Annotated in this window: 21 protein-coding genes; 15 read left to right on the top strand and 6 right to left on the bottom strand. The window is 65.0% G+C overall.

Translation table 11 applies throughout. The annotated features are described in order from the left end of the window. Positions 1-35 precede the first annotated feature (35 nt). Genes J2X65_RS17325 through J2X65_RS17350 form a run of 6 tightly spaced genes read right to left on the bottom strand, consistent with a single transcriptional unit; the run spans position 36 to position 7207 of the window. Positions 36-2240 carry a prohead protease/major capsid protein fusion protein gene (locus tag J2X65_RS17325; protein WP_310203286.1) on the bottom strand — a complete coding sequence of 735 codons (2205 nt, stop codon included), beginning with the start codon at positions 2238-2240 and terminating at the stop codon, positions 36-38. Then, positions 2224-3795 carry a phage portal protein gene (locus tag J2X65_RS17330; RefSeq protein ID WP_310203288.1) on the bottom strand — a complete coding sequence of 524 codons (1572 nt, stop codon included), beginning with the start codon at positions 3793-3795 and terminating at the stop codon, positions 2224-2226. Before J2X65_RS17330 ends, J2X65_RS17325 begins: the two co-directional genes overlap by 17 nt. Beyond that, positions 3795-4025: a phage head-tail joining protein gene (locus tag J2X65_RS17335; protein ID WP_310203290.1), complete on the bottom strand. Its 231-nt coding sequence runs from the start codon at positions 4023-4025 to the stop codon at positions 3795-3797. The genes J2X65_RS17330 and J2X65_RS17335 overlap by 1 nt, the downstream gene beginning before the upstream one ends. Continuing rightward, positions 4025-6103, bottom strand: coding sequence for a terminase gpA endonuclease subunit (locus tag J2X65_RS17340; RefSeq protein WP_310203292.1), 2079 nt, complete (start codon positions 6101-6103; stop codon positions 4025-4027). The genes J2X65_RS17335 and J2X65_RS17340 overlap by 1 nt, the downstream gene beginning before the upstream one ends. After that, a complete protein-coding gene (locus J2X65_RS17345) occupies positions 5988-6521 on the bottom strand; it encodes a hypothetical protein (protein ID WP_310203294.1) in 534 nt (177 codons plus the stop codon). The genes J2X65_RS17340 and J2X65_RS17345 overlap by 116 nt, the downstream gene beginning before the upstream one ends. Further along, a complete protein-coding gene (locus J2X65_RS17350; RefSeq protein ID WP_310203295.1) occupies positions 6521-7207 on the bottom strand; it encodes a hypothetical protein in 687 nt (228 codons plus the stop codon). The genes J2X65_RS17345 and J2X65_RS17350 overlap by 1 nt, the downstream gene beginning before the upstream one ends. Before the next feature lie 1371 nt (positions 7208-8578). On the opposite strand from J2X65_RS17350, the gene J2X65_RS17355 reads away from it, so the two are divergent. From J2X65_RS17355 to J2X65_RS17425, 15 genes are all read left to right on the top strand, one after another. Next, positions 8579-9229 (top strand): hypothetical protein, encoded by a 651-nt coding sequence (locus J2X65_RS17355; RefSeq protein WP_310203297.1) that lies wholly within the window; start codon positions 8579-8581, stop codon positions 9227-9229. Positions 9230-9368: 139 nt separating this feature from the next. Then, a complete protein-coding gene (locus J2X65_RS17360; RefSeq protein WP_310203299.1) occupies positions 9369-9728 on the top strand; it encodes a hypothetical protein in 360 nt (119 codons plus the stop codon). Then, complete coding sequence (locus J2X65_RS17365) at positions 9725-9949, top strand: hypothetical protein (protein WP_310203301.1); 225 nt, start codon at positions 9725-9727, stop codon at positions 9947-9949. Before J2X65_RS17360 ends, J2X65_RS17365 begins: the two co-directional genes overlap by 4 nt. Positions 9950-10301: 352 nt before the next feature. After that, positions 10302-10553: a hypothetical protein gene (locus J2X65_RS17370; RefSeq protein WP_310203302.1), complete on the top strand. Its 252-nt coding sequence runs from the start codon at positions 10302-10304 to the stop codon at positions 10551-10553. An 11-nt stretch (positions 10554-10564) separates the two neighbouring features. Next, positions 10565-10795 (top strand): hypothetical protein, encoded by a 231-nt coding sequence (locus J2X65_RS17375; RefSeq protein ID WP_310203304.1) that lies wholly within the window; start codon positions 10565-10567, stop codon positions 10793-10795. Between the two features lie 89 nt (positions 10796-10884). Next, positions 10885-11076: a hypothetical protein gene (locus J2X65_RS17380; RefSeq protein WP_310203306.1), complete on the top strand. Its 192-nt coding sequence runs from the start codon at positions 10885-10887 to the stop codon at positions 11074-11076. After that, positions 11073-11357 (top strand): hypothetical protein, encoded by a 285-nt coding sequence (locus J2X65_RS17385; protein WP_310203308.1) that lies wholly within the window; start codon positions 11073-11075, stop codon positions 11355-11357. Before J2X65_RS17380 ends, J2X65_RS17385 begins: the two co-directional genes overlap by 4 nt. Beyond that, the gene (locus J2X65_RS17390) at positions 11350-11604 is read left to right on the top strand and encodes a hypothetical protein (protein ID WP_310203310.1); all 255 of its coding nucleotides are present in this window, start codon (positions 11350-11352) and stop codon (positions 11602-11604) included. The genes J2X65_RS17385 and J2X65_RS17390 overlap by 8 nt, the downstream gene beginning before the upstream one ends. Further along, positions 11597-11845: a hypothetical protein gene (locus tag J2X65_RS17395; protein WP_310203312.1), complete on the top strand. Its 249-nt coding sequence runs from the start codon at positions 11597-11599 to the stop codon at positions 11843-11845. The genes J2X65_RS17390 and J2X65_RS17395 overlap by 8 nt, the downstream gene beginning before the upstream one ends. Continuing rightward, on the top strand, positions 11838-12125 hold the full coding sequence (locus J2X65_RS17400; protein WP_310203314.1) for a hypothetical protein: 288 nt from the start codon (positions 11838-11840) through the stop codon (positions 12123-12125). Before J2X65_RS17395 ends, J2X65_RS17400 begins: the two co-directional genes overlap by 8 nt. Further along, entirely contained in the window at positions 12118-12354 is a 237-nt protein-coding gene (locus J2X65_RS17405) for a hypothetical protein (protein ID WP_310203317.1), read from the top strand. Before J2X65_RS17400 ends, J2X65_RS17405 begins: the two co-directional genes overlap by 8 nt. Beyond that, a complete protein-coding gene (locus J2X65_RS17410) occupies positions 12347-12955 on the top strand; it encodes a hypothetical protein (RefSeq protein WP_310203320.1) in 609 nt (202 codons plus the stop codon). The genes J2X65_RS17405 and J2X65_RS17410 overlap by 8 nt, the downstream gene beginning before the upstream one ends. Then, positions 12952-13356, top strand: coding sequence for a hypothetical protein (locus tag J2X65_RS17415; protein ID WP_310203323.1), 405 nt, complete (start codon positions 12952-12954; stop codon positions 13354-13356). The genes J2X65_RS17410 and J2X65_RS17415 overlap by 4 nt, the downstream gene beginning before the upstream one ends. 348 nt (positions 13357-13704) lie before the next feature. Next, positions 13705-14610 (top strand): hypothetical protein, encoded by a 906-nt coding sequence (locus J2X65_RS17420; RefSeq protein WP_310203325.1) that lies wholly within the window; start codon positions 13705-13707, stop codon positions 14608-14610. Continuing rightward, positions 14607-14903, top strand: a complete 297-nt coding sequence (locus J2X65_RS17425; protein WP_310203327.1) for a hypothetical protein — start codon at positions 14607-14609, stop codon at positions 14901-14903. The genes J2X65_RS17420 and J2X65_RS17425 overlap by 4 nt, the downstream gene beginning before the upstream one ends. Positions 14904-14910: the final 7 nt, after the last annotated feature.

Below are 14910 nucleotides of genomic sequence, written 5' to 3' on the forward strand. Positions count from 1 at the left end.
CCGGCGCGCGCATCAGCTCTGTTCGGGGTCCCCGATCAGAGGCCCGGGTTCTTGTAGGCGAAGCGGTAGTCGGTCAGGCCCGCGCCAAAGTAGTGGTCGAGGCGATACTCGACGCCGTCATAGTCGAAGCCATGACGCTCCATCGTGCGCGGCGTCTCGTAGCCCGCGAGGTAGGCGTACTGCAGGCCGCGACCGAGCGTGGCGGCCGGCGACGCGAACAGGAACCAGGCCTTGGCGGACAGGCCATCGATACGGCTCTCGTAGACCGGCTGCATCGACTTGATCGCCTGGGGCACGATCTGGTCGGTGGTGGTCGGCGAGGTGATACCCTGGATGAGGGTCTGGGCGTCCACCTCGAGATCGGTGCCGGTGAACACGTAGGTCGGGGCGAGCGAGATCTGCTGGCCGTCGATGTCCTTCATGAGACGGAACGCCTTGCGGGCCGCGATCAGGTTGGCCTTGTCCAGCGCGGTGCCGGCCGCGGCGAGGTTGCCGTGGTTGGCATGGAAGAGGGCCGTGTTGTCGCTCTTCAGCTTCTTGTTGCTGATGATGACGCCCCAAGTGATATTGCCCTCAAGGCGGGCCACCACGCGGCCCCAGTTCGCGATGAGGTTGGAGAAGGCTCCGAGCTGATCGTTGATGATGATCTTCTCGGTCAGGCCGATCACCTTGCCGTAGTGGCTGATGGTGAAGCCTTCCTCGCTCTCGCGGACGGTCCCGCGCTTGTACTCGCCCTTCTCGGTGATCTCCTCGAGCTCGGGGCCGTTGCCCATCTCGAGCACTTTCACCTCGCGCAGATCCGGGAGCACGTTCCGGCTTCCGATCAGCTGGAAGGTGTTCTGCTCCTGCTCGAGGGTATAGGCATTCATCATCGTCTGGCGGGTAATGTCGCCGAGGATGATCGGGAAGTCGGTAGACGCATTCAGCGAGCGCCGGACGATGTCGATGGCCGCCCCACGCGGGCTCTCGCCGCGCGCCGCCAGACACTCGCGGGCGAGGTCGACGAGCGTCATGTTGCGGTACTCGTTCGCACCGGCCTCCAGCGTCGGTGCCAGGCCATGGCGATGCATGATGCCGTTGGCCGCGAGCCGGCGCATGGTATCCTGCGCATCGCGCCCGCCGCGCGTCGAGACGTGCGGGAAGGTGGGCGTCTGCGCCTGACGTGCGATCATCACGTCGAACGCCGTGTTGCGGAACGCCTCGATCGTGGTGCCGGTATCGATGGCCGTGCGCACCTGCTGGTCGTCGAGGGCGATACCGGCAGAGCGCGCCAGTTCCTCGATCTCGCGCACGCGCCGACGCTCATTGGCGACCGCCGTGCGGGACTGCTCCTCAACCTGCGCCTGCGTGACCGCAGGCTGCAGAGGGGCGAGGCCGCCAATACCAGTGGCGCTGGCGGCGCGGAGCGCGGCCTCCTCCTGCTCCCGGCGGGTGGCCTCTTCGGCAGAGCGCCGCTGCGCCTCCTCGGTGGCGCGGGCCGCGGCGTCTTCGGCGTCGTAGGCCGCCAGCAGGCGCACGCTCAGCGCCTCGTCGGTCTCGTTCGCGTTGCGGGTGATCCCGGCGCCGAGGGCCAGGGCGTCCAGCTTCTCGCCCTTGTAGGACTTGGCGGCGTCGCGCTTGTTCATGATGGAGTCCTTCTTCGTAGCGGCGGGCGCCGCGCCAATGGGGGTGTCCTGGCGAACCAGGACGGTGTCGTAGTCGTCGCCGCTGGGCTGCGATCGTGAGTAGGCGCCGGCATCCGCGGGCACCGGGACCGCTGACAGCTCCATGGGCTCCCAGTCGGTCGCACGAAGGATCGGCAGCTGGCCGTCGGACCCTTCGGTTTTCTCGTAGCGGTGGATTTTGTAGCCGACCGAGATGGAGACCGGATGCCCGTCCCGGAGATCTTGCAGGATCTCCTCCGCCTTTTGCTTCCGCGAGAACTTGATCGTCGCGTAGCCCTTGCCGCCGTCGATGCGGATACTGCCGGGCACCACCGTGCCAAGGCGCGAATCCATCGACCAGCTTTCGTGCGTGTCGAGCAGTGCCATGGCGCCAAAGCGGTCCATCCGGATCGCCTTATTGTCCACGGCAAGCTCTTCCATGTAGTACCCCTCATCCCAGGAGTACCTCTTCACCCTCGCGCCAGTGGTCCAGCAGACCTCGACGGTACGATCATCGACGTTCAGAGTGTCAGAGCGCACCTCGACGGCACCGAAGCCCTTCGGGATGCGAATTTCCTTCTCATTGGGTGCCGGCATTGCCGTCTCCGTTCTTGCCTCCCGGCTCCATCTGGAACTGGCCGTTGTTGGTGACCTTCCGTGGATCGGAATCGAGGATGACCTTGCTCGAGGTCTGGTCGACGGCGGTGTTCCACTCGTCGATTTCCTGCAGCACCTCCTTGGGATCCCGACCGGTTTTGCCGATGACCTCCTGCGGCGAGCGCTTGCCCATCCGCATCTCGATGAGATCGGCGCGGGCATCGTCGAGGCGCGTGATGCTCTCGACTTCCGGCGGGTTCCACTCCACGCCGATCTTCCAGGCCCGAGGGATTTTCCCTGCGTCCTTTGCGGCGGCGATGAACCACTCCCAGACCTGCTGAAGCACCGGTGGGATCATGAAGTGCCACTGCACGGCGGACACGAAGGTCTGGTACTCGAGGAGACCCAACTTGCCGGACGCGAAGTTCGCCTGGCTGAAGTCCCCCGTCAGCAGCTCGTAAGGCAGCAGCACGCCGGCGGCGATCGTGCGGTGCCGGGTCCTGATGTAGGCCTCGATGCCGGCAGAGATGGCGGGCGTGTTGAACTTCACGTCCTTGCCGCCGCGCAGGATCGCAAACGACCCGGGCTCCATAGTTTCGAATGGGTTGCCCTGGAAGTCCTCGATCGGCGCACCCTTTTCCTTACCGTCGGCAGGGTCGAGGAGGCCGATGTTGGGATCGTCGGCGTTGTCGTCGGCGGGAATGACCAAGCCAACGACGGCGGCCTCGGTCTTCTTGCGAATGTTCTCCGAAAGCTCGTAGTCAGCGAGGTTGTCGATGTCGTTCATCACCGGCGCCATCCAGGGCACGCCGTGCACCTGGTTGGTATCGGGGCGGTAGATGTGGGCGACGTCCGATGCGGGGATGAACTTGCTCGCCAGCGCCGTGCCGGTGCCCCAACCGAGGATGTCCTTCGGGTTCCGGGGGAACATCCAGTAGCCGGCTCGATTGCCGATCAGATCGAATTCGACGCCTTGCCGGATCTCATGGCCCGTGTCGGACGCCGTCGTCTTGCTCCAGTCGCAGTATTCGGAATCGAGGATCTGCAGCTGCAGCGGGACCGGCAATCCATCCGACGGGCGACGGCTGCGCTTGCGGAGGTACGCTTCGCCGTCCGTCACCATCATCCTGGTGAGCATGTACTGGGCGCCATAGAAATCCATGGCGCCGCCAGTTATGCACACCTTCGACCATTCATCGAAGAGCTCGTTGACCTTCTTGGCCTTATCCTTGGTCTTGCCGTCACCTTCGACTTTCGCCCGCGGCCTGATGCCGAAGCCGGTGATGTTGTTCGCGTGCGACGTTACGATCTTTGCCGCGAGCGGATTATTGCGGACAAGATCGCGCGACCGGTCGCGAAGGCGCTGCCCTGCCTTTCCGATCTCAGCATCAGCGCCAGCCGATGAGCCGTGCCAGTATGCCGAGATGCGTCCGCGACCGGCAGCTTCGTATCTACGGGTGCCCTCGAGGAGGGCGATCCGTCGCCTGTTCGCTGCACGCTGTGCTCCGATTTTCGGGCTGAAGTAGCCGATCGCCTTATCCAGAAGGTTCGTCATCAGACGCCCCTCCGGAACGTGGTGAGTACGACCTGGGGCCGCTTCGGCTTGCCGGCGATCGCGGCCTCGAGGTCGGTGATGATCGCCTTCATCTCCTCGATCGACCGGTACGTGACGTCGCGCTCGCGGAACCGGACACGTGTGGCGCCGAGGTAGTAGGCCTCTGTGAGGTCTCGCAGCAGTTCGCGCTTATCGGCCGGCGATAGAACGTCGATGTCGATGCCGGGCATTACCAGAAGCTCTCTTTGCGGCCTCCCCAAAAGCTCGAGGACCGCCGCGCCCCCTGCCGGGGAGGCGAGGCTGGCGGAGTTCCGGATGGAGGCGGGACGTCGGGGGGCGGATCGGCGGCGGCCCGCCTAATCAGCGGCGGCCCGTCGCGCAGCTTGGAGAGGTTGAGCATCACGAGGGCCGCGCCCTGCATGGCCTCGCAGTCGAGGAAGTGGTTCTCTCTTGAGCGTCGAGCCCACTTTACCTTGCCGTTCGGAGCCACCGTGCGCGCTTCAGCGACGATCTGTCGGCAGTAGTCTTCCGTGATGTCCTTCGGAAGATACCAAGATCCCGGCGTGTTGTGCAGCCATCTCACCTTCTGCTGAACCCAAGATTTAAGATAATCTGGGTCCAGAAAGACGAGATCGATGCCTTTCTTTATTTCCTTGCCATTGATCTTGATGTCGATCTTGCTCACGGAGATCGGCTTGCGCATTGGGCGCGACGAGCCCTTGGTGGCGCGTACCAGGTTGGGGAACCGACGTGCGAAAGCATAGACCCGATGTTCGGGAACTATGTACGGCTTGCCGGGGCGGAAGCCTGAATCAACCAGCACCAGCTTGAGCGGCATGCCGCTATAGGCCTTCGGGTCGGTGATGATGTCGGCGAGTTGCGCCCAGACATCCTCGTCCTCTGGCGCGCCCATCAACTCCGCGGCGTCCACCAGCCAGGACGTTCCGAACGCGCCCCATGCACGCACGGTGAAGACGAGACGATCCTTCTGCACGTCGACGGTCATGGTCAACACGCGGCTGCCCGCTGGGACAACCCCCATCTTGTAGCTGTCGATCGCGCAGTTCTGGACCTCCTTCCACTCCGGCACGTCCCCGCCGCCCGGCGCGTAAAGCTCTCCGAACCCCGCGTTCTTCGCGGTCTGGACGTCGCCCGGATTGCCGGATCGAACTGCCTCTACATACTCGGCGGCGCGCTGACCGAACGATACGAACGGCGAGCACAGGCCAGACGCCCAATAGCTGATCGTCCAACTCTCCGGCGGTAGGCCGTGCACGATACCGTCGGAGGTGACGCGCTGCCCCGGCGCCACGTAGACGCCGCGGCGGTTCATCTCCTCCTTGTGCGACTCGAGGATGGGATCGGCGCACCCCTGCGGGCATTGGAGGTATGCGGTCTTGCCCGCCAGGACCGGGGTCGAGGGCCGTTCCTTTCCGTCCTTACCCTTCGGCTTTTCCCACTTCAGGCACTCGAACCGAGGGATGAAATACTCGGCGCAATGCGGGCAGGGCCAAGCCCAGTGATAGCGCGTTCCGCTGAGCCAGAGGCGCCAGATCGTCGATTGAACCTGCGCCTGCAGCTCTTCCTCATCCTCGGGGCAGGACCAGAAGTCGAGGCCGCTCTCTTCGTCCCTCTCCACCTCGGCAACCCCCTCGCTCGGCGTCGACGTGATGACGTGGACGAAGTCCGCATAGGTGTACCCTCGGGCGTCCACCGCCGCGACCGGGTTACCGAGACCCTTCAGCGTGGCCATCATCTCGTCGGCTTCGTCGGTGAGCGCTAAGCCGATCGAATCTGATTTCAGCTCGCCGCTGGATCCGCCATGGGCCATGCGCAGAGAGACGCCGCTTACAATGCGCGCGGTCTTCATCTGCATCCGACTTGGCGCCATCAAGCTAGCGAGGCTCGTGTTCTCGAGCAGGTCGTCCATGCGCGGGGATAGCCGCTTGCGGATGAAGCCTTCCGAAGGGGCGACCCACAAAATCGGCACCGGCGACGTGGCGAGGCGCGTGCCGGCGATGTCGAGCATCGTCTCGGTCTTGCCCATCTGCGCGCCGACCACCACGACGATGCGCCGATGCAGCCGGGAGTGCGCGGCCAGCGCCGGCGCGATCATGTAGGGGGTCTTGTAAGGATCGCGGGGCCCCGGCACGCCAGTCGAGGATTTATGAACGCGGTTCTCGGCCGCCCATTCAGGCGGCGTCTTCTGGGGCTTGGGCTGCCATAGCCGAATTGCCGACTCGTAGAGCTTGCTGGCGTTTTGCCGCGCGATCGGCCAATCGTAGTCGGCCCTTGTCGATGATGCCATTGAGCCGCTGCCTCTCCGCCGGGGTGCTCGAAATCTCGGCCGGCAGACCTTGAAGCCATGTGATGAAATCGGCGATCAGCCCCTGCGTGACGGCATCCGCAAGATCGAGGGGGATGAGCTCGCCTTCCTTCTGCAAACGCTTCATTCGAAAATCGAGCGCGCGTTCTGTGTGCCAGTCATCGACAGACCCGGTGGCGACCTTCTTCTCAGCGCTGGCGCGAAGGAACTCGCAATAGGCGGCCGTCGCCATATCCGGGTCGAACTGACCACGGCCGATTGCTGGGATCGTTCCTTCTTTCACGAGCTGTTGCAGCCACCGCGTCTTGATGCCGAGATGCTTCGCCATGCCCTGAGAACTCAGGCTGATGCCACTCAGATCGTCGCGGCGCACGTCCGCCGGCTTCCGCTTGGTGACCATCAGAACCTCATCAGCTTGGTCAGTCGCTTTTCGACGGATTGCAGCAGGAATACCGGCCCCTCCCTCATGAAGATCTCGAGGGATTCATCCTCGGGAATTTCCTTCATGAGCGACGGACCGAACAGCCGGCGGACCTTGCCGTACTGGACGTTCGTCGACGCGAAGCGGCCATTGGCGCCGCGCGGCTGGTTCTCCTTCAGCCCGTAGGTCCAGAGGATTTTCGGTGCCTGGCTGGTCGTGCCAGCTTCTGGTGGCCGGAACGCATAGAACCCGCTGTCAGTCGCGAACGACCGCTTGAACACACGCGGGTTGTTCCACACGCTCGACCTGACTGTGCCGCGTTCGATGCCGCGGCGGCCCAGGTTCATGCGGTTCGATCGCGCCACGGCACGCAGGCCGCGGTACTCTTCGATGTCCGTTCCACCCTTCACGCCGAAGATGTCGAAGGCGAGCAGTTCCCGGCGCGGGATGCCCCGCGTCCCGGCCACCACGTAGCTCTGGTAGTTGCCCGACCGCAGCGCCATCTGGTGCGCCACGGCCTTCTGCACTCGGGTCTTGATCTTGCGGCCGGCATCCACCACGCCGCGATGCAGCTCAGTGCGCGCTCGCTCACTCGCCAGGATCTCCGCCATCCCGGCGAAGCGGCCAATCAGCTGCAGATCCTTCCCGCTTTTCACGATGCGCATAATGCGGGGCCCTCAACCTATTGGTGCTGTATCCCCGGGGGTCGAGGGCATTTCGCCATTCGGATTGCAACCTGAGATCGGCGACGTCGACCTCATCAAGCGAGGAAAGGCGCCCTGGAATACGAATCCGCAGCGCAAAATCAAAAGCCCCTCAAAGGGGCGGATATCGCGCTGCCGCGCACCCGCGGAGGCCGGCCCCACCCCCCGAAGAACCTAACCCCGGGGGAGGGTTCCAACCCATTGGCAATGCTAGGCTTTATGCCGCGGAGGGCGCAGCGGCCGGAGGAGGGCAGGCGAGGGCAAACCCCTTGAAGCGCAAGGCTTTGGTGCCTGTAGCGTGGTGTGCCGCCGTGGTGCATCCCCCAAGGGTAGGGTGGCACGGGGCATGCTACGTGCGACGCGCACGGCTTTGCCGAATAGGCGCGGGCAGGGCATGGGGCTGGCGCTGTCGTCGCGGGGGGTGCGGGTGGCGTTCGCCGTGCCGGGGATCGCAGATCACTGCGAATCAGTTCCGACAGGCACACTGCGACCGTTCGGCGTCGGATATGACTCGCGGCGGGTGTGACACGCAAATGCAGCGTCGCGCGCTCCCCTGTCTCCTCCGCTTCGCTCTCCCTGTCCCTTCCCTGTCTTCTCCTCCCTTGAGGGTGGCTATGGGGCGGGGTTGCGACGGCGTATCGGCGGCGCAATGCGCACCTGGTGCGCGGGGTAAGGGGCTTGGTCGCCGGAGTGGCGCGAATCAGCCGGGTTTTTCTGCGTCTGTGCCTCGCAACCCGTTGATATTTCGAAGAAAGTTTTGCGCGGAGCGATCTGAAAAACTGGCAAAAACGGGCAAGTTTTCATGAGCTCCGGATTTTCGAAATCCTTATTTTTCAACGACTTACACATTTCATACGAAACGGCTTTGCATATCGTACAAAACGTACGAATATTCACTTGCCGACGCGGTGAGCCGCAGAGGCAGCCGGGCCGAAAGGCACCCGGCGGCTCTTTGAAAATCAGGCATCTGCTCTTGCCTTCCTGCCGGAAGGTGTACCGGGAACGTGGTTGCTTAGGCGACGTGGTTTCTGGCGATTGGACGGCAGGCGGGAGCGACAAGGGACGATGACGCAATAGGGGTGCATCCGTGTCGGCCGTGACGGGCTGGCCAGTGTACGGGCTTTGCAAGGGGGCTGCTTAGAACTGACCTTGCCGTGTGGATAGCGGGAGACCGTGCCAATCTGCACCATAGCCAGCGGGAACGCTGGTTTGAGCGAGCTGCGGCATGCGGCGAGGCTTAGGAACCGGTCAACAAGCGGCCGGCGGGGCGGAGGGTCTAACCGCCGAAACAACCGAGACACAAACCCAATTCGTTGGAAGCCGGTGCGGTATGTGCTGCACCGGCTTTCAGCATTTCAGCGTCAAAGCGATGACGTCGCTTTGGCGGTGCAATGCACCTTCCCCCGCCGCTCATGGCACAAATGGAGACCTCTCATGACCAAGTTCACGATCCTGACCGGCGCCGCTATCGGCAAGGCCATCGCTGGTTTCGGCAAGGCAATCGAGACGTTCAAGGCGCGTGAGCATCAGCTGGCGTTCTCGGCGCTTAACCACGTCGACATGCACAATGATCCCAAATATCTCAATGCCCTCTACGCGGCGACGCCGGCCAACTATCGCGGCGGCCTGCGCCTCTGGGCGACGCATTTCGGCGCCGTGAAGTTCGACGAAAAGGCGGAGTCGGGCCCGTTCGTCTACGCCAAGGGCAAGACGGCGGACATGGAAGGCGCGATGAACACGGCGCCGGCGGACTTCGTGAAGTCGCAGAAGGGCGACGCGGCAGACAAGGCGTTCGACATGGTCGTAGAGCTGGAGCGGCTGCTGAAGCGAGCTGGCGACAAGGGCGCCGGCCTGCGCGAGCTCAACGCGGTCAAGCTGGCGATTTCCAGCCTCAAGGGCGCCGAGATCGTCAGTGCCAAGCCGGCGCCGATCGTGAAGAAGGCCAAGCCGGCGGCCGTGGCCGAGGTGCAGGCCGCCGCCTGACTGTCCTCGCCCTTCGCGGTAATTCAGGGGGGGCGGCGCTAATGCCGCCCCTGTCTGCCGTGTCCCTACGTGAGCGCGCCTTCTACGCGCTGACGCGGCGACATGCCGATCCCGCAATCATGCGACAATGGAGACTTCTATGCGCCGCCCGACGCCCGTATTGCGTCCGCACTATCGCACGCCGTTCATCAGCCGGGAGGGCGCCCGCGCGCTCATTGCTGCCGCGGTGCTTTCGTTCACGGGTGCGGCCATCCCCGTCGCGCTGATCTTGAACGACATGCCGCAGATGCCGCTGGTGCAGCGCATCGCGTCGGCTCGCGCGGATGTGCTCGCCCGTCCGTGTTTCACCGACACGGACTGCCGGCGCCGCATCGCTGCGCACGGCGTGGATCCCGTCTACTATGAGGGGCCCGACGAGTGGCTGGAGTCCGGCTGCCTCGCGAAGCGTGATCGGACCGCGTGCGCCTATCTGGCGGCTTGGCGGCAGATCGAACCGTGAGCCAAGTTCACAATGAGCGCACCAAGCTGACAGCCAATGCGCTCGACCGGGCCTCTACCGCCTGCCTGACGGTCGGGGTACTTGGGCCCGGCGCCGCCGCGCTCTACGGCGTGGGCGGAGCGTCGGCCGGCGGGTGGATCGTCGCCGGCGCCCTGCTTTGGCTGTCCGCCGCTGCGGTGCTACACTCCATGGCACGCCGCACCCTCGGGAGCCTCAGATGACCGGCCTTTGGATCTTCGCCTTCGTGGTGCTGCCCATCGTCGTCGTCGCCATGGGCTATGCCGCCATGCGCCTCAACGAGCGCAACATCGGCCTTCCCGCCGGCGAATAGCCGCAGCACCAGCACCATTCGCACAGGGCCGCCCGCTCTCGGGCGGCCTTTTGCTTTCCCACGCCCGGGCTCTTCTGCGCCGCCGGCTGTAGGCGGGCATGAGACCGTGCGCAGCATAGGAGACTGCCATGCGCCGGGCCTGAAAGCCGGCTCCAGCACCATCGGCGGGAGATCAGCGCGCCCGTCCCGCCCGTGAAACCGGACGCGCACCCCTGCAATCATGCACCCCCACGGAGACCCCCATGTTGCGCTACCTGCGCATGACGTGGATCGTTGTGCGGTTCTCGCTCAACGTCCGCGCCTCCTTCGCCGACTTTGTCGAACTGCACGCCCTCTGCACGTTGGTCGTCGCCAGAGCCCAAACCCCGACCGGGCCCATGCTCCTTGGCCAGGCTCGCGCCAAGGTGCGCCGCATGCGCATCGCTCGCGCGCTTTCCCGTGCCCGGCGGGAAGCGCCCCGCGGCTGGTACACGCCGCCGCCGCACGTCGCCTGACGGAGGCGGTCATGAAGAGTCGCGACCGCCGAAAATGGCTGGAAATGCGCGCCGAGACGCTGGGCGATATCCGGTTCTGGCAGAATCAGCACCACCAGTCCTACGCGCTCGCCGTCTCAAGCATGGCCCTTAAGCGATACGGCCAAGCCGCCACCGCACAGCGCCGCCAAGCCTGCGCGCACACCAAAATGTCGGGCGCCCTCCGGCACCTCGCCGAGATCAACGACGCGCTCGGGCTGTAGCTCCTGCTGCACCTGCGCGCTTTCTCACGACCTGCACTTTCTTCGACGACCAGCACCCCGGCGAACATGCCTCCAGGAGACCAGCCCCCATGAAACCCGCCATCCCCTACGTCTATCGCGTCAGCCGCCGTCAGCGCGCCCGCCGCAACCGGTGGACGCTGTCTGTCATCCCTCCGCATGGCCAGCCCGACATCCTCGCCCGTTACGGCTCCCGCCGGCAGGCGGTCGAGGCCGCCGATATTCTCGCCTCATGCGGCGGGATGGTTGAGGTGCGGTCATGATCAAGAACGCTCTGCACACGCCTCTGCGGCTCTCGGACCGCCGATCGGATGTGGTCACCAATGCATTCGGCGTCGACATCGCGCAGTGCATGTCGGTCGACCATGCTTTGCCGCTGATCCATGCCGCAAACTGCCATGACGACATGCTGGCGGCGCTGATCGGCCTCGTTGGTAACGGGTTCACTGACGAAGAGCTGGCGCGACGTTGGTCGTGGCGCATTGAGGATATCCGCACGGCCCGCGCCGCCATCGCCAAGGCGGAGGGCCGGGCCGATGGCTGAGGCATCCGGCTTCTGCACCTGGCTCGCCGCCCGCCATGGCACCCGCTGGTGCGTGGCGCAGCGCCTCACCGACCGCCTGCGTCGGCAGGGCTATGACCTCGCCCTGTCCCCGAAGAAGTATGCCGCGCTCGAGGCGGAATACGAGCGCCTGACCGGCGAGCAGGCCCGCCAGATCGCCGCCGACTATGAACGCCGCTACGGCGCGCCGCTCGCCGCCATGCTGAACGGGGGCTACACCAATGGCTAAGGGGAAAATCGTCTACCAGAAGTCCGTCGCGGTCGAGCCGAACGAGTCGATCACGGCCTACTGGTTCAAGCACTACCTGAACCCCGGCGTCGGCTTGTGCGGCCTGTGCGGGAACTCCGGCACGATCGACACCACGGCAACGGCGATCAGCGCCGCAGGGGTCCGCGCCGGCGGCCGGTTCCTCTGCATCTGTCCGAACGGGCAGGCTTTGCGCAATGCTGGAGAGCACCTCGATGCCTGACCATCCCAACATCCGCCGCTTCCTCGACCTGTCGACGGCGCACCTCAAGCTGGAGACGCGCGGCCTCTGGTCGACCACGTTCAATCGCCCGGTTCATGTCCACCAGATCGAGTACGGCTTCTTCGTCTGGGCCGGCACCGATGAGGACGATGGCACGGACGACGGCTGGCCGACCGAGGTCGCCGCCTGCCGCAAGCTCGCCCGCTCGCTCGACTGCGACTACCTGCTGTTCGACGCCGATGCGGACACCGTCGAAGGACTGGAGGTGTTCGATGACTAGGTGGCTCTCCCCGACCGGCAGCCTGATCATCGGCACGCTGGAGAACATCCCCGGCATCGCCCGGCTCATCGATATCAGCGACGATGGCCGCATCGAATACCTGGGCGGAACTGACATCCTTTGGGATGGGCAGGCGACCGTCCAGCGCGACGGCAAGTCGGTCTTCGTCGACGAGGGCGGGGACGAGTGGGCCTTCGACCAGCTGGTGAAGGCGCCGGCCGATGGATGACCTCACCTCTCGACTAGCCGCTAAGCTCCGCGAGGTCTTAGAGTTCTTCAACGACGCGCCCCGCTTCAGCCTGCGCAACAACCGCCGGCGGGACTCCTATCAGATCGCCGGTGAGATCGACCTCCTGCTCGAGGAAGCGGACGGTTCGGCCCCGCCACCCGCGCCTAGCATCCCCTCGGACACGGCGCTGAATGTCCGCATGTCGGACGCCAAGAGCTACACGCCGCTGCAGATGGAGGCGGCTCTCTGCGCCTGGGAATGGATGCTCGAGCACCAGTCGCTTGGAGCCGACAACACCGACCTCTGGGAAGCCATGGGCGCCAGCGCCATGCGCAATTGCTCGATACAGGCCGGCTGCATCGCGCTGCTGGTCCACGAGCACATGGAGGCGCAGGGATACGAGTTCATCGGGGCGTACGATTGGGAGTTCGTTCCCTCCATTCTGGAGCGGCTGGACTGGCGGGCACTGGCAAACGACAACCAGTATCACCTCGTGCCCTACAGGCCCGATGTCGCGGCGCTGTTCGTGGTCGTCCTCACCGCGGATATGGCAACTCATCCGCCTAGCCACCGCCTCTTTTTCAAGCGGGGCGCCGCATGATCGGCGACCTGTTCCGCGAGGCTCTCCCGCATCGGCTCGCGCCAGACCATCCCGTCCATCTTGTCGGCCCCTATGCCCGCCAGACTCTACACGGCTTCCGGCTCAAGTTCTGGTTCGCCATGACGGGGCACAAGGATGGCACTCGGAGGTACGAACTGGCTTTCGATGTCGGCGACCCGAAAGGCAGGCACAGGTATCGCGGATCGGGCGAGCCGGGCGACTATCGGGAGCACACCCTGCCGGGTGACCTGTCGCTCTATCCTTCGATGCCGTTCCCGGCGCACGGCCAGCGCATCGAAGACGCGCTGACGTCGATGCTCACCGGAGACGACCTTGCCGACGTCGTTCGGCTCACGCGCTTCGGCATCATGCCGGCGCGCTGCATCATCGAGGAGGGCTGACGTGCCCGACATCGAAGCGATCAAGGCGAGGATCGACTACCTAGGACGAGCGCCGCACGGCCATAAGGCACGTGTGCTCCATTGGACTTTCTTCGCGAAGCCCCCGGGCAAAGCCGTCTGGGAGATCACTTTCGACCTAGACGAACGGAGCTTCTCATCCCGAGGGAGGAGGCGAGATCGCATAAAATCCGCGCGGACGCCCGCCAGCTTTCACGCCATCCTGATGGCGCTCTTACCGCCTGATGAAATCGCCTATGCAACGGCGGCTTCGATTACAGGCCTGACGCCGCGGAAGCGCCCGCGCAAGCCAAGCCCCCCCGCCGAGAATGGCACAACCCGGAGACCAGCGTGAACGTCATGACCCAACACCAGTCCGTATCCACCGTCCTTGCCTCCCGGGCGATGCTCGTATCGCTGTCCATCTCGCAATGGTCCGGCCACAGGCTGGACCGGAAGGTCACCGACGAGGTGAACCAGCAGCACAACGCCGCCGCTGACGCCGGCCGCTACAACAAGCATCTTCTTCCGAAGGCGGCACTCGCCGGCATCGTCAGCGTCGTGAGCGAGACGAAGGCCGGCTTCTATGGCCGGACTCTGCCGTGGATGGACAGCGGCGCCCGGATCATGGCGGCGCACGCCTACCTCCCTCACATGGCCTGGATCCGCAAGCAGTCGAGCAAGTTCGACAAGGCCGTGGACACCTTCATCGGCGCCTATCCGGGATACGTCCGGGACGCCCAGGCCCGGCTGAACGGCATGTTCAAGCCGGAGGATTACCCCGACGCCGATGTGCTGCGCGGCAGGTTCGCCATGCAGGTGAAGGTCCTGCCGGTGCCGACCTCCGATGACTTCCGGGTCGATATGAGCGAGGCGCAGGCAGCGATTATCCGCAAGGAGATCGAGCAGCAGGTGACCGACGCCACCACGTCGGCGGTTCGGGACATCTACGACCGCGTCGCCGAGGTCACGGGCCGCATGGTCGAACGGCTGAACGCCTACCGGCCGGCGGTGAAGGAGGGAGACCGCGCCGAGGGCGTCTTCCGGGACTCCCTGGTCGGCAACATCCGCGACCTGATCGACGTGCTGCCGGGGCTCAACATCACCGGGGATCCCCAGCTGGCCGCGATGGTCGAGAAGCTGCGGCCGCTCGCCGAGCACGACGCACATGTGCTGCGCGACAACCCGAGGATCCGGCGCGATGTCGCAGCCGAGGCGCAGGCGATCCTCGACAGCATCGGGGGCTTCCTGGCGTGAAGGCGCTCCCGGACGACTTGTGCTTCATCGCAGGACGGACGGTCACGGCGCACACGATCACCTGGGAGTTCCGCAGCGAGGCCGAGTTCGCATCGCGTCGGCCTACCCGCTTCTTCCTGGTGATGGACATCGCCAGCAGAACCTTCGACACGACGCAGCGGCCGACCGCCCCGGCGATTAAGAGCGACTATCCGGCCGGAGTCGAAACCCTGCGCTCGCTCCTTCCGACGAAGGAACTGGTGTTGGCGACCGCTCTCTCCATCACCCACCGACAATCGGCTCCCCCCGCTTAGCCAGGGC

It is taken from the genome of Ancylobacter sp. 3268 (assembly GCF_031456575.1).
In the GTDB taxonomy this organism is placed as follows: Bacteria; Pseudomonadota; Alphaproteobacteria; order Rhizobiales; family Xanthobacteraceae; genus Ancylobacter.

What these genes read in the sequence shown, in the direction of transcription:
- J2X65_RS17400 (WP_310203314.1), top strand. Translation starts at nt 11,838, where the DNA reads ATGCCTGACCATCCCAACATCCGCCGCTTCCTCGACCTGTCGACGGCG.
- J2X65_RS17405 (WP_310203317.1), top strand. Translation starts at nt 12,118, where the DNA reads ATGACTAGGTGGCTCTCCCCGACCGGCAGCCTGATCATCGGCACGCTG.
- J2X65_RS17395 (WP_310203312.1), top strand. Translation starts at nt 11,597, where the DNA reads ATGGCTAAGGGGAAAATCGTCTACCAGAAGTCCGTCGCGGTCGAGCCG.
- J2X65_RS17415 (WP_310203323.1), top strand. Translation starts at nt 12,952, where the DNA reads ATGATCGGCGACCTGTTCCGCGAGGCTCTCCCGCATCGGCTCGCGCCA.
- J2X65_RS17330 (WP_310203288.1), bottom strand. Translation starts at nt 3,795, where the DNA reads ATGACGAACCTTCTGGATAAGGCGATCGGCTACTTCAGCCCGAAAATC.
- J2X65_RS17410 (WP_310203320.1), top strand. Translation starts at nt 12,347, where the DNA reads ATGGATGACCTCACCTCTCGACTAGCCGCTAAGCTCCGCGAGGTCTTA.
- J2X65_RS17370 (WP_310203302.1), top strand. Translation starts at nt 10,302, where the DNA reads ATGTTGCGCTACCTGCGCATGACGTGGATCGTTGTGCGGTTCTCGCTC.
- J2X65_RS17350 (WP_310203295.1), bottom strand. Translation starts at nt 7,207, where the DNA reads ATGCGCATCGTGAAAAGCGGGAAGGATCTGCAGCTGATTGGCCGCTTC.
- J2X65_RS17380 (WP_310203306.1), top strand. Translation starts at nt 10,885, where the DNA reads ATGAAACCCGCCATCCCCTACGTCTATCGCGTCAGCCGCCGTCAGCGC.
- J2X65_RS17340 (WP_310203292.1), bottom strand. Translation starts at nt 6,103, where the DNA reads ATGGCATCATCGACAAGGGCCGACTACGATTGGCCGATCGCGCGGCAA.
- J2X65_RS17390 (WP_310203310.1), top strand. Translation starts at nt 11,350, where the DNA reads ATGGCTGAGGCATCCGGCTTCTGCACCTGGCTCGCCGCCCGCCATGGC.
- J2X65_RS17345 (WP_310203294.1), bottom strand. Translation starts at nt 6,521, where the DNA reads ATGGTCACCAAGCGGAAGCCGGCGGACGTGCGCCGCGACGATCTGAGT.
- J2X65_RS17360 (WP_310203299.1), top strand. Translation starts at nt 9,369, where the DNA reads ATGCGCCGCCCGACGCCCGTATTGCGTCCGCACTATCGCACGCCGTTC.
- J2X65_RS17335 (WP_310203290.1), bottom strand. Translation starts at nt 4,025, where the DNA reads ATGCCCGGCATCGACATCGACGTTCTATCGCCGGCCGATAAGCGCGAA.
- J2X65_RS17325 (WP_310203286.1), bottom strand. Translation starts at nt 2,240, where the DNA reads ATGCCGGCACCCAATGAGAAGGAAATTCGCATCCCGAAGGGCTTCGGT.
- J2X65_RS17375 (WP_310203304.1), top strand. Translation starts at nt 10,565, where the DNA reads ATGAAGAGTCGCGACCGCCGAAAATGGCTGGAAATGCGCGCCGAGACG.
- J2X65_RS17385 (WP_310203308.1), top strand. Translation starts at nt 11,073, where the DNA reads ATGATCAAGAACGCTCTGCACACGCCTCTGCGGCTCTCGGACCGCCGA.